Origin of the sequence: Paraburkholderia sp. BL9I2N2, from assembly GCF_004339745.1 — a bacterium.
GTDB lineage: Bacteria > Pseudomonadota > Gammaproteobacteria > Burkholderiales > Burkholderiaceae > Paraburkholderia.
Genome location: NZ_SMGP01000003.1, coordinates 833,606 through 846,360, shown reverse-complemented (window position 1 = coordinate 846,360; position 12,755 = coordinate 833,606). Strand labels below are relative to the sequence as shown.

Sequence of the window (12,755 nt, the reverse complement as noted above, 5' to 3'; positions counted from 1 at the left end):
TTGATGGGGGCGTGTGGGTTAGGCGATCGTGAGCGTGACGTCGATGTTTCCGCGGGTTGCGTTCGAGTACGGGCAGACGATGTGTGCCTTGTCGACCAGCGTCTGCGCCGCTTCACGCGCCATGCCGGGCAACGAAATCTTCAGTTCGACTTCGATGCCGAAGCCGTTCGGAATCGCACCGATGCCGACGCTGCCGTCAATCGCGACGTCCGCCGGGATGGCGATCTTGTCGCGTGCGGCGACGAACTTCATCGCGCCGAGGAAGCAGGCGCTGTAGCCGGCGGCAAACAGTTGTTCCGGGTTGGCGCCTTCGCCGCCCGCACCGCCCAGTTCTTTAGGCGTCGTCAGCTTGAAGTCGAGATTGCCTGCGGGAACGACAGCACGGCCGTCACGGCCGCCGGTGGCGTGAGCATGGGCGCGGTAGAGGACTTTTTCGAGGGACATGGTGAAACTCCTTTAAAGAGACTGGGTTGCTAATTTGGCTATCTATGAGTAGATAGATTTTTGCGGGAAAAAACGGGTGTTTCCAATTCTCATCTGCCGCTTATCTATCTATGCACAGATAGATAAGCGGGCAAACAAAGAGGTGGCATGCCACCTCTCGTTCGACTGCTTTACCGCGTAATTCTCACCGAGGCTTCGACATCTTCCAGTCGAGCCCTGGTATGAAACAGCCGGCTTGCCAGCACGCTACCCTGAAAAGCCGCGTAGAGCGCGCGCGCCGCGTTTTCCGGTTTGCTGTTCACCGTTAGCGTCTTTTCCTGCGCACCTTGCGCGAGAACCTGGGCCAGCCAGTTTTCGTTCGCCTTGAAAAACGCCTGCACCGCTTGCCGGACGTTCTCGGGCAGCGACTCGATGTCCGCAGCAAGCATGCCGCACAGGCAGATCTGATCGCCGTCACCGAGGGTCCTGCCGAACATCTTCGTGTACCTGCTGAGCTTTGCATCGGCCGGCAACGAAGCGTCGATAGCGTGGACGGCGTTGAGCACCTCTTTGCTGTACTGGTTGACCGCTTCCAGCACCAGATCGTCTTTCGACGGAAAGTAGTAGTGGATGCTCGAGGTCTTTACGCCGACCAGACTGGACAGATCACGGTAACTAAAACCGTTGTAGCCGCGCAGCATGATGAGCGTGACTGCGTGGTCGAGGATCTGTTCGCGCACTGTCGTTGTCGTTTCCATGGATCGAACTTTATCTACTGGTAGATAGATTGTCAAGCGATGGTGTGAAAAATTTTGTGGGAGGAGAGGGGCATGATATGGGAGGTGTGGTGTACGCAGCCGGCCGGCGATATCCGAAATTTGCTTGGGTTGCGCGGCACGGTATGCATGCGTCTCGAGAGCGTACCGTCCCGCCATGCGCGGGCGGTGTATCGAAGGAAGCGCCGTGACGGCCGCCCTGACTCGTGGCGAGACGGTGCAGCTGATCGGCTTTGGAGACGTTGACTCGCGGGGTCGACATGGTCGAATCGGACCAACTTCGGCATCCTTTCGGCGATAAAAGTACCCACGACCTTGTCCGTCCGGACTGTGGACCTCAAAATCAAAACTATGGGGTGACCGCTTTACGGCTTATTGAAACCGGCGTCCGGATGTGGCGTTTCCGGTCCGATTCGTTGGCGGTAGCGCCCGGTTAAGAAACTCTACAGTCAACCCCCGAGACGCGGCGTTGTAGGCCCATCGAACGAACTGCTCCAGCAACAGTGCGTCGCGTTTTCGCAGTTCTGCGTCCTCCTGCTGCAACCGCTTCGTTCGCTCCAGGCATGCGTTAAGCGCGGCAGGGTTTATCTCGCACAATAGATCGTGGCGCGTGTTGTCGTTCGTAGTCGCGCAGAGAGTGGGTGGCCGCTCCAATTGCATTGGATGGTCTCCGGCCAGAACCAGCCACCGAACCTTAAGCTACGACCGTCCGTTTCCGATTCAGCTTAAGACGGCCGCTGAGGCTTATCTATCTTGCGTAGCAATCGAAACCGCTGATTAAACAGCTCGACGCTGGCGGGAACACTTTGGTGTTTGCATATGCAGGTAACCGACGCTGCCATCGCTTCGCTCTGGAGACTCGCTATACGCGGTCCCGTACAATGAGTCGTTTCGAATCCCGCGACAGATCGCACTTTGCTCCAGCCTCCAGCGCCATGAATCACGAAATTGAACACGCTCTCGCCGCCGCGCAGGCGAACCTCATGGCCGGTCGGCTCGACGATGCCGCAGGTCTGCTGCTCGGCATTCTGGCGAGCGTCCCCGACCACGGCGAAGCTCTTGCAGGTCTCGGTTATATCGCCGCCAACCAGGGCGATCATGCATGCGCAGCGGAGTACCTGATGCAGGCATCGGCGCACATGTCAATGTCTATGGATCAACTGAACTTCGCCGCGCAGGTGTGTCAGTTGGCGCAGCGTCACGATGCTGCGATAGCGCTGTTCGAGCGCTGCCTGACCCAGTTTCCGAACCATGCCGCCTCGTTGTACGGTGCCGCAATGTCGCTGATACAGCTTGGCGAATCGCAGCGGGCACTTGATCTGTTGGTGCATCTGTGCAAGCTCCAGCCACAATCAGCCGAAGCGCATTACAACCGTGGAACGCTGCTCGGTACGATGGCACGCTATGAGGACGAACTGGATGCCTACCGGCAGGCGATCACGCTCAAGCCGCGTTTCGTACGCGCATACGTTAATCTCGGGGTCGCGTTGCGAGATCTCCGGCGCTTTGATGAGGCATTGCTTCAATTCAAGAAGGCGCTTTCAATCGATCCGAACGACGCCGGCGCGCGCACCAATCGAGCTCAGACGAATTTGCTGCTCGGCGAATTCGAACACGGCTGGCGCGAATACGAATGGCGTTGGCGCGATGGCACCTGCAGCCACGGTTTTCCGCAGAACACCCTATGGACTGGCACCCAACCGATAGACGGCAGGACAGTGCTCGTTCATCATGAGCAGGGGTTCGGCGACACGCTGCAATTCGTGCGTTTTGTGGATCGGCTCAGTGCAGCTGGCGCTCACGTCGTGTTGCGTGTTCAGGATGCCCTGTTGCCGCTCCTCCAAAATTATCGGGGTGCGGCCGAAGTCATCGGTGAGACAGGGCAAGTGCCACATTTCGACTATCACATTCCAACCCTGAGTCTGCCGTTTGCGCTCAAGGTTCGTGCACCCGATCTCGCGCTATCCGGTGCATATGTGCAGGCAGACGGTGCGCTTGTCCCTCAATGGGACGATTTTTTTACAGGCTCCATTCGACGGCCGAGCATTGGGATCGTGTGGTCGGGAAGCCGTACGCATCTGAATGATCACAATCGGTCCATTTCGCTTGAGCAACTGAAGCCAGTGTTCGATGCCGACGCGGATTTCTTCGCGTTGCAACCGGATGTACGCGACAGTGATCGCGCGTGCCTCGCGCAACTTGAGCAGCGCGGGGTGCTGCGCGATGTTTCCGGGCGGCTCACCACGTTCGCTGAGACTGCTGCGCTGATCGCTCGCCTCGACCTCGTCGTCAGCGTCGACACAGCTGTGGCGCATTTGGCGGGGGCGCTTGGGAAACCCGTATGGATTGCTTTGCCGTTCATGCCGGACTGGAGATGGCAACTCGACCGAAGCGATAGTCCGTGGTACCCAAAGGCGCGGTTGTTTCGACAAACGACGCGAGGCGATTGGACTGGCGTAGTTGCAGCGCTTCGCGCAGAGATCGACGCATTGCGGGGCGCCTGAAAGGCGAGCCGCCCGACAGAGAGCGCCCCATCCACTGCTCGCCGCAGGTTCGGGTCGCAAATTTGGTCGCGCCTGTTCCGTCGTGCCGCTTGCCCGCTTTGAGCGACTAAGGCGCGTCGGATTGCCGGGTCCAGGCAACGGGGAATACTTGCCGTCGATCGAGTGTCCAATTTCAAGCCCTCTTACGGACATTCGTCACGGTGATTCGACAGGCGGTTGCGGGTCGAGTACCGCCGATCACCCAACGCGAACGCAAATCTAAATGGCGCCTCAAGTGGCACCCGATGGGGTGGGTGAGCGCCGTCTTCGACAGCGGCACGCAGTATCAGGTGACCGCGCTTTCGCATGGTTGTGAATGTCGTCTGCCATAAGGGCTCACTCTGGAAGTCCGTGTCGATACAAACATGCAACTAACCATCTGGCACGTCCGCGTCTCCCTCAACCGCAAACCTCGCCTCCAGCAAACGCAGGCGCAATCTACACTGCGGCAGACCGAAATTTCGTTTCGCCTGACCGGACATCGCAGTGAGATCGTGTGCGCGACACGCGAGGCGCGCCGGAAGCGCAATTCTGGTTGCCGCCAGACGCTGACCAGGTCCGGATGCTCAAGGCGTTTGCTGATGGGAGATGCCGCATTATCGCGGTCGCCGATAGAAAGTCCGCCTGCGTCCGGGTGAATCAATCAGGCTCACGGCCGACGATTTCCAGATCAGGCGGAAGGGCCTCGCCGCGTAGGCGTTCCGGGCAGAGTGTTCGTGTTCCGATGAAAAAGACACGTTAGCAAAATTAACGAACAGCATTAGCGCCCTTATGGCCACCGCTAGCAGAATTAGCGATCTCCAACAGTGGGATCACAAACGTCGGCGGAGTTCAGGTCGTTGGCCACTATCGTCGGTGACAATACGCTGGCGATGTACATCGTCTGGGACAACGGCGCGAGTGCAGGGAGGGCGGTCCGGGTGAATCGACCAATCTCGAAGGCGCGATGAATGGCGTCGTACCGACAACCGCACAGATGTTGCCGATGATGGATGACCCCTGCACATGGAAGACCTATAACCACTTCCCCCATGGGTTGGGCGCACGCGCTGGATAGACCGTTCCAGTGTACCAAACAGATCGCCAGGAACTTCGGCGGCACACGCAACGGAATGGTCATTTCGTTGCCGGCGCACACCAAGGAGCAGGGGGAGATCCGTTCACAGTAGCATCACGTGATCGATATTCCGCCCACTGTGCTCGACGTTTCCCCATGTCCCGCAACCGGTCGAGGTGAACGGCGTCAAGCAACGTCCGGCTGAAGGTGTCAGCATGGCCTAAACCTTTGATCAACCCAGCGCAACGTCCACGCGCCGCACGCAGTACATCGAGCTGTTTGGCAATCGCGCGATCTATCACGATGGCTGGATTGCCGCGACGACGCCAATTGCGCCGCTGTGGGCGACCGAAGTCCCAAAGTCGACGTGATAGACGGTTACAAATGGGAGCTTTGTGACGTGAGCAAGGACTTCAGCGCCGCCGACGATCTCACGGCCCGCGATCCAGAAAAACTCAAGCAGATGCAAAGGCTCTTCGACAGCGGAGGTCCGGCCCCTCGCGAACTTGCGATCTGTACGCGTGTAATTTGCACCGTCCGATTTGTACCGATTCGCAGATAGCTCGTCAGTCTTCGAACTTGGCGCGTACGTGCTCCGCGAGCACTTCCGGACGAAAGGGCTTGCGAATGACTTCCATATCGGACAACGCATCGCCAGGCGCGACACCGGCCGGCACTCGGACATGGTTAGCGGCGTCGGCGTCCAGGCAGTCGAGATCGTCGAGGATGCGGCAACACCCGTCATAAAAAACGCTCGGCAACCTCTGTCAGCGAACGCTGGCGGGTGGAGCGATGGAACAGACGCGAGCTTAGACGGCCCTCCAATGAAGCTATCGCGCGCGAGACCGCCGACGGCGATAAGCCCAGAATTTCCCCCGCGCGCCTAAAGTTTTTGACCTCGACGATCGTGCGAAACAGACGCAAGCTTTCAATGTATTCCATTGGAACGTCCGGTGCGAGCAGGTAACGGCTCAGTGCGTCTGCTGGCTGCTGTTTCCGAGTAGGCGCTCGAGCTCGAGCAGGGCGTCGCCGAGCGCGTCGCGCCATTGGCGGTTGTGGCTGTCGCGGCACTGCGCAATGCATGCTGCACGATGTCGTGCACGCCATGGGGTTTCGCTTGCACACCGGGAGGTCTGGTTTGTTGCGCCATAGGAGATCCTGCGAAAAATTTAACTTGTGTCCCACGAACGGTCTGACCGTCGCCGGCAGTCGGCGTCAGGCATTTGTGGCATTAAACTCATAACTGATATAAATGTCAACTAAAGCGTGTAAAGCATACGGAATGAGCCAGACGAAACAAGCCGCCTCGCGAGGTTCAACGTAAGTCATTCGAAATGATCAGTGTTGACCAAACAAACAAAAGTGATGATAATATCATTTAGGGTGCGGGCCTGCCCGCCCGCACCGCGACATCCCAATGCGGGCGTCCCCGATTTGTTCACCCTACGTTGCACTTATGACTTTGCACCATCGCCACGCCTTGCTATGGGGCGCGGTCGTCTTGACGGCTGGCGTCCTGCTTTGGATCTTGCGCCCGGTCCTTACGCCGTTCCTGCTCGGCGGGCTTATCGCATATGTCCTTCAACCGGGCGTGGAGTGGCTGGTACGCCATCGCACGCCCCGCGGTCTTGCCGCGCTCCTGATGATGCTTCTGTTCGGTGTGATGGCCACGCTGCTCGTTTTGCTCGTGTTTGCCGTGATCCATCAGGAGGGGCCTCAACTGATCGTGCGGATTCCTGCTCTGGCAGCGGCCGTTAACGCGTGGTTACAACCCAAACTGGCCTTGCTGGGTCTAAGCTATTCATTCGATTTGAGCCATGTTCGCGAGATGTTGGCGACAGACCTCAAGGTGAGCGAACAGGCCATCGCAGTGGCTGCGTGGCAGTCACTGCGCACGAGCGGCAACATGATGGTTGCTGTCGTTGGCAACATCGTGTTGGTGCCGCTCGTCCTGTTCTATCTGCTCTATGACAGGCACGAGGCATTTGCCCGCCTTGAAAGCTTTGTGCCGCGACCGTGGCTGGGCAAAACGCGAAGGTTCCTGACAGACATAGACCAGATGCTGTCGCAATACCTGCGCGGCCAACTGCTCGTGATGGGGGCGCTCGCTACATTCTATCCAATAGCTTTGACGATCGCGGGCTTCGAGATCGCGCTGCCTGTCGGTCTCTTCACCGGGCTCGCCGTGTTCATTCCGTACATCGGATTCGCGATCGGACTGGCGCTCGCGCTTCTCGCCGCGCTGCTGCAATTCGGTAGCTGGTATGGCGTTGGCGCGGTGGTGGTCGTGTACGGCATCGGCCAGATTCTCGAGAGTTTCGTTCTCATGCCGCGCCTCGTCGGCGAGCGCATTGGCCTGCATCCGCTCGCGGTGATTTTCGCCTTGCTCGCATTCGACCAGCTTTTCGGTTTCTTTGGTGTCCTGCTCGCGCTTCCAGCCAGCGCAATTCTGGCCGCAGGCCTGCGCGAACTCCGCGGCCGTTATCTGGCGAGCGCGTTTTACGGGGGATAGCAGGCATTGATCAGCAGGAGCGCGATTTTGCTCTGCAAACCCTGGTTTCCGATCTGCTCGTGGGTAAGGGCAGGTGCGCGATCCTCTCGGCCTCTGCGCGTTTGAGTCCAAGCACCTGCAGCACGACTGCTGCCACCCGTTCAGCGAAGTTCTGTCCGCCCACTCCTGACGCTTTTTGCCGCCGGACTGGTGGTGCAACCGATAAGGCAAAGTGCAATTCGGCGGCGATCGCCGCGAAGATGATGCCCGTGACCGACACGACGCACATCAGGTGATCAGGCACGACAAAGCGCTTTGCGGAAATGCCTCTTTGGCTGTCGCGCAGCAATCGTTGGCCGAGCCCCCAGCCCAGCGCATGCACCGAAAATCCCTCGCGGATCAGAAGCCGTCCCCATACCGGCTCACGGCGTGCGCGCATCAGCGTGTGGCGTACTGACACGGCGACTATTTCGGCCGGGTCGGACAGCTCGCGGGCGAGCTGATCGAGCGTATCGGCGAATTCCTCGAACACCCATTCGACCAGCGCCGCGAAGATTCCTTCCTTCGACCCGAAGTGGTTGTAGAACGAGCCGAAGCCGACGTCGGCGGCCTCGGTAATGTCATTTATGGCTACCGAGTCCATTCCTCTTTCCGCCATCAGCTTCAATGCGGCGTCGAGCAGGCGGGCGCGGGTTTCGCGCTTGCGGCGGGCGCCGCGCGGTTGGCGCCCTTCCGCCGCTGGGACCGGGCCGCGCAACGTCTGCGTGCGCTGCCGGTTTGCACGGGGTTTTGGGATATCAGGCATCTCGGCTCCAGGTCTTGGTATCGTCATATTTTATAATTATGCTTCATAGTTGACAATATCATCATGTATGGGTTTAATGTCATCTTAGCCGGACATCGGCGGCTGCGTAGACGAATTGAGAAGCGACGGTATCTACCGCATGCGATGACGAAGTATGAAGAGTTGCAAGCGGATCGTATCAGAAGAGTCAAGTAGGAATGCTAAGTTAACCGTGTTGGGGATCGTCTTTGGCGCATTGAGCAAAAGCATGCCGCCGGACGCACCGTGTCTTCCTATGCCTCGCCTTTTTTTATTGCTGGACCATCACCTGCCTTGTAAACATCGTGAAACTATCCGGTCTTAACGCGCGGACATTCGCGCGTCCCTTCCTGTCTTCCATCGCCCGGCCACCGTTCCGAGGGCGTCTGCTCGTTGCGGCTTGTGGTGCAATTCTGCTCTCGGCCTGCCACCGCGGTGAAGTAGCTCCGCCGGAGCCCAAACCGGTTGTCGCGTTCGCGGTTCATCCCGACGGACGCACGCCGACTGCCTCATTACCGGCTCAGGTAGAGGCGCGCTACTCCACGCCACTGTCGTTCAGAGTGGGGGGCAAGGTTATTGAACGAAAGGTTCATCTCGGCGATACCGTCAAGGCGGGGCAAATCGTTGCGCTGCTCGACCCTACCGATCTGCGCAATAACCTCGTTAATGCGCGCGCGCAACTGGATGCCGCCGAACATCGTCTCGTGTACGCAAAGCAGCAGATCGATCGTGATCAGGCTCAGATCCAGGCACACCTGATTGCACCGGCGCAGATGGAACAGACCGAAGACGCTTACGCTACGGCGCTCGCGCAACGCGATTCGGCCCTCGCGCAAATGGCGCTCGCCACCGATCACCTGCGCTACGCCACGCTCACGGCAGACCACGACGGAGTCATCAAGTCGGAGGACGCGGACACTGGCCAGAACGTCCAGGCGGATCAGGCGGTCTATCACATCGACTGGACCGGCAGCGTGGACATCGTCTGCGACGCACCGGAGCGGGCGCTTGGCGCGTTGGCCGTCGGCAGCAAGGCGCGCGTGAGCCTGTCCGCGCTGCCCGGCAAAAGCTTCGAAGCGAGCGTGCGCGAGGTATCGCCCGCCGCCGATCCGCAAAGCCGCACCTGGCGAGTGAAACTCACGCTAGCCGAGCCGGCCGCGGAAGTCCGAGTCGGCATGACGGCCAATGTCACGTTCGATGCCGCCAGCGACGTGCCGGAGGCGGCTGCGTTCGCACTGCCTGTGACGGCGCTGTTCCACAAGGGCGAGAACCCTGCTGTATGGGTGGTGCGCGCCGGTAGCGACACCCTTGAACTGCGCACTGTCGGCATCGTGCGCTACGACGACCGGACCGTCTCCGTCATTGGCGGACTTCACGACGGCGACCGCGTCGTGATGCAAGGCGTTCACGCGGTGAGCGCGAACCAGCACGTGCAGGTCGTGGCTCCGCTCCATCCCGAGGACTTTTCGTCATGAACGCCCGCGACCGTGAAGCCGCGCGCGACAGCGCGCCCATCATTCCACCTAAAGCCGAGGCATCCAGCGAAGGCGGATTCAATCTGTCCGCGTGGGCGTTGCGCCATCAGCAGCTCGTGATCTTTCTGATCGGGCTGGCGACGCTGTTCGGCGTGATCGGCTATACGCAGCTTGCCCAGTCGGAAGACCCGCCGTTCACGTTCCGCACCATGGTGGTTAAAACCTACTGGCCGGGCGCGACTGCCCGCGAGGTACAGGAACAGATCACGGACCGGATTGGACGTCAGTTGCAGGCCGCGCCGTACGTCGACAACATCAAGAGCTACTCGCGGCCCGGCGAGTCGATGATTTTCTTCGCAATGAAGGACTCGGCGCCGGTCAAGGAGGTCCCCGAGACCTGGTACCAGGTGCGCAAGAAAGTGGGCGACATCATCGCGACGTTGCCCAAGGGGACGGTTGGACCGTTCTTCAACGACGAGTTCGGCGACGTCTATACGAACATCTATGCGCTCGAAGGCGACGGCTATACGTCCGCGCAACTGCACGACTACGCGGATCAGTTGCGCACGGTCCTTTTGCGTGTGCCCGGTGTCGCCAAGGTTGACTACTTTGGTGATCCTGACCAGCACATCTTCGTCGAAATATCGAATGCGGAGCTGACGCGGCCGTCCATCACGCCGCAGCAGCTCGCACAGGCCATCGACGCACAGAACACGGTGACGCCGGTCGGCACCATCACAACGGCGGACGACCGGGTGTTCGTGCGCCCAAGCGGCGCGTTCAAGGACGTGCAGGCGCTCGCGGACACGCTCCTCACCGTGAACAAACGCACGTTCCGGCTCGGCGACATCGCAAAGATAACGCGTGGCTACGACGATCCGCCCGTCACCGAGATGCGTGTCGGCGGGCAGGCGGTACTCGGCATTGGCGTGACGATGCAAAAGGGCGGCGACGTGATCAGCCTCGGCAAGGCGCTTGACGCCAAAACCGCCGAACTGCAGGCCACCATGCCTGCGGGACTCAAGCTGGCTCCCGTCTCGAGCATGCCTCACGCGGTCAAGCATTCAGTGGACGAGTTCGTCAGGTCGGTCGCGGAAGCGGTAGCAATCGTGCTGGTCGTGAGCCTCGTTTCGCTCGGCCTGCGCACTGGCATGGTCGTCGTGATCTCGATTCCGATCGTGCTCGCCGTGACGGCGCTGTGCATGCATGTGTTCAATATCGGGCTGGACCAGGTCTCCCTTGGCACGCTAGTGCTCGCGCTCGGGCTGCTCGTCGACGACGCGATTATCGCCGTCGAAACGATGGCCGTGAAGCTCGAGCAGGGGTGGACTCGCACGCGCGCGGCGGCCTTTGCCTACACGAGCACGGCCTTTCCGATGCTGACCGGCACGCTCGTGACAGTATCGGGTTTCCTGCCGATCGCGCTTGCGAAATCGAGTACGGGCGAATACACGCGCTCGATCTTCGAAGTGTCGGCCATTGCGCTGATCGTGTCCTGGTTCGCGGCTGTCGTGCTGGTCCCGTTGCTGGGTTTTCACATGCTGCCCGAGCGCAAGGGCCAGGCCGGCGGCCACCATCAAGAGCACGACGTTTACAACACCGGCTTCTACAAGCGCCTTTCGGGTTGGGTCTCGTGGTGTATCGAGCGTCGCTGGGCCGTGCTTGGCGTCACCGCGGTGCTTTTTGTGATCGCGATGGCGGCATTCACGCGCGTGCCGCAGCAGTTCTTTCCGAACTCCGAACGGCCCGAACTGCTCGTCGACTTGCGGCTGCCGGAAGGCGCTTCGTTCGAGGCGACGCTGCGTGAAACGAAGCGCCTCGAAACGGCCCTCAACGGCAAGCGCGAAATTGACCACTTCGTCGACTTCGTGGGCACTGGCGCGCCGCGCTTTTATTTGCCCCTCGACCAGCAGCTCCAGCAGCCCAATTTCGCGCAATTCGTGATCACCGCGAAGAGCGTCGAAGATCGCGACGAGTTGATGCGCTGGCTCGATGCGAAACTCGAGAAGGATTTCTCCGGCGTGCGGGCGCGCGTGGCGCGGCTCGAGAATGGTCCGCCGGTGGGGTTCCCGATCAAGTTCCGGGTGAGCGGCAGCGATATCACGACGGTGCGCTCCATTGCTGAAACGGTCGCTGACAAGGTCCGTGCCGATTCCCGCACGCGCAACGTCCAGTTCGACTGGGACGAGCCGGCAGAACGGTCGATCTCGTTCGAGGTCGATCAGATCCGGGCGCGCCAGCTCGGTGTCACGTCGGAGGACGTCTCGAACTTCCTGGCCATGACGCTCTCGGGCTACACGGTCACGCAGTTCCGTGAGCGGGACAAGTTGATCAACGTCGATCTGCGTGCGCCGAAGGGCGAGCGCGTCGATCCCTCGAAACTCACCAGCCTCGCGGTGCCGACTCTGAACGGCCCGGTTCCGCTGGGTTCCCTCGGACACATCAAGGACACGCTCGAATACGGCGTGATCTGGCAGCGCGACCGGCAGCCGACGATCACGGTACAGGCCGACATTCGGGGCGACGCGCAGGGTATCGACGTGACCCGCGATATCGAGCACGCACTTGCCGGCGAGCAGGCCAGATTGCCGGTGGGTTATCGCATCGAAGTAGGTGGCGCGGTCGAAGAAAGCTTGAAAGGCCAGACCTCGATCAACGCCGAGATGCCGCTCATGATCATTGCTGTATTGACGCTGCTCATGATCCAGCTGAAAAGCTTCTCGCGGACCTTTATCGTCGTGTTGACCGCACCGCTCGGGCTGATCGGCGTCGTGGCTGCGCTACTGCTGTTCGGCAAGCCCTTCGGCTTTGTCGCGTTGCTCGGCGTGATCGCCATGTTCGGCATCATCATGCGCAACTCCGTGATCCTGGTCGACCAGATCGACCAGGACATCGCGGCGGGGCATGGGCGCTTCGACGCGATTATCGGTGCGACCGTACGGCGTTTCCGGCCGATCACGTTGACGGCCGCCGCGGCCGTGCTCGCCCTGATTCCGCTTCTGCGCTCAGCGTTCTTCGGACCCATGGCGACCGCGTTGATGGGCGGGATCACGATCGCTACTTTACTGACGGTGTTCTTCCTGCCGGCTCTCTACGCGACGTGCTTCAGGGTCCGGCGCGACGAGCGCGGGATGCAGCCGGTCGTCGTCGAGCATACGGAGATTTGA

General features: G+C 60.3%; 8 protein-coding genes. 4 read left to right on the top strand and 4 right to left on the bottom strand.

What is annotated here, in order from left to right; translation table 11 throughout:
• Window positions 1-18 precede the first annotated feature (18 nt).
• Window positions 19-444: an organic hydroperoxide resistance protein gene (locus B0G74_RS34725; RefSeq protein ID WP_132380742.1), complete on the bottom strand. Its 426-nt coding sequence runs from the start codon at window positions 442-444 to the stop codon at window positions 19-21.
• Between the two features lie 170 nt (window positions 445-614).
• Window positions 615-1,181 carry a TetR/AcrR family transcriptional regulator gene (locus tag B0G74_RS34720; protein WP_132380740.1) on the bottom strand — a complete coding sequence of 189 codons (567 nt, stop codon included), beginning with the start codon at window positions 1,179-1,181 and terminating at the stop codon, window positions 615-617.
• 899 nt (window positions 1,182-2,080) lie between these two features.
• Between B0G74_RS34720 and B0G74_RS34710 the strand changes: the two genes are divergently transcribed.
• Window positions 2,081-3,703 carry a tetratricopeptide repeat protein gene (locus B0G74_RS34710; RefSeq protein ID WP_132380736.1) on the top strand — a complete coding sequence of 541 codons (1,623 nt, stop codon included), beginning with the start codon at window positions 2,081-2,083 and terminating at the stop codon, window positions 3,701-3,703.
• Between the two features lie 1,837 nt (window positions 3,704-5,540).
• Here the strand turns inward: B0G74_RS34710 and B0G74_RS34700 are convergent.
• The gene (locus tag B0G74_RS34700) at window positions 5,541-5,741 is read right to left on the bottom strand and encodes a LysR family transcriptional regulator (protein WP_243658452.1); all 201 of its coding nucleotides are present in this window, start codon (window positions 5,739-5,741) and stop codon (window positions 5,541-5,543) included.
• A gap of 514 nt (window positions 5,742-6,255) precedes the next feature.
• Between B0G74_RS34700 and B0G74_RS34695 the strand changes: the two genes are divergently transcribed.
• Window positions 6,256-7,311 carry an AI-2E family transporter gene (locus tag B0G74_RS34695; RefSeq protein WP_132380734.1) on the top strand — a complete coding sequence of 352 codons (1,056 nt, stop codon included), beginning with the start codon at window positions 6,256-6,258 and terminating at the stop codon, window positions 7,309-7,311.
• A gap of 10 nt (window positions 7,312-7,321) precedes the next feature.
• On the opposite strand, the gene B0G74_RS34690 is transcribed toward B0G74_RS34695, so the two are convergent.
• On the bottom strand, window positions 7,322-8,095 hold the full coding sequence (locus B0G74_RS34690; RefSeq protein ID WP_132380732.1) for a TetR/AcrR family transcriptional regulator: 774 nt from the start codon (window positions 8,093-8,095) through the stop codon (window positions 7,322-7,324).
• A 368-nt stretch (window positions 8,096-8,463) separates the two neighbouring features.
• Here B0G74_RS34690 and B0G74_RS34685 point away from each other — a divergent pair, with 368 nt between their 5' ends.
• Complete coding sequence (locus B0G74_RS34685; RefSeq protein ID WP_243658488.1) at window positions 8,464-9,588, top strand: efflux RND transporter periplasmic adaptor subunit; 1,125 nt, start codon at window positions 8,464-8,466, stop codon at window positions 9,586-9,588.
• A complete protein-coding gene (locus B0G74_RS34680) occupies window positions 9,585-12,755 on the top strand; it encodes an efflux RND transporter permease subunit (protein WP_132380728.1) in 3,171 nt (1,056 codons plus the stop codon). Before B0G74_RS34685 ends, B0G74_RS34680 begins: the two co-directional genes overlap by 4 nt.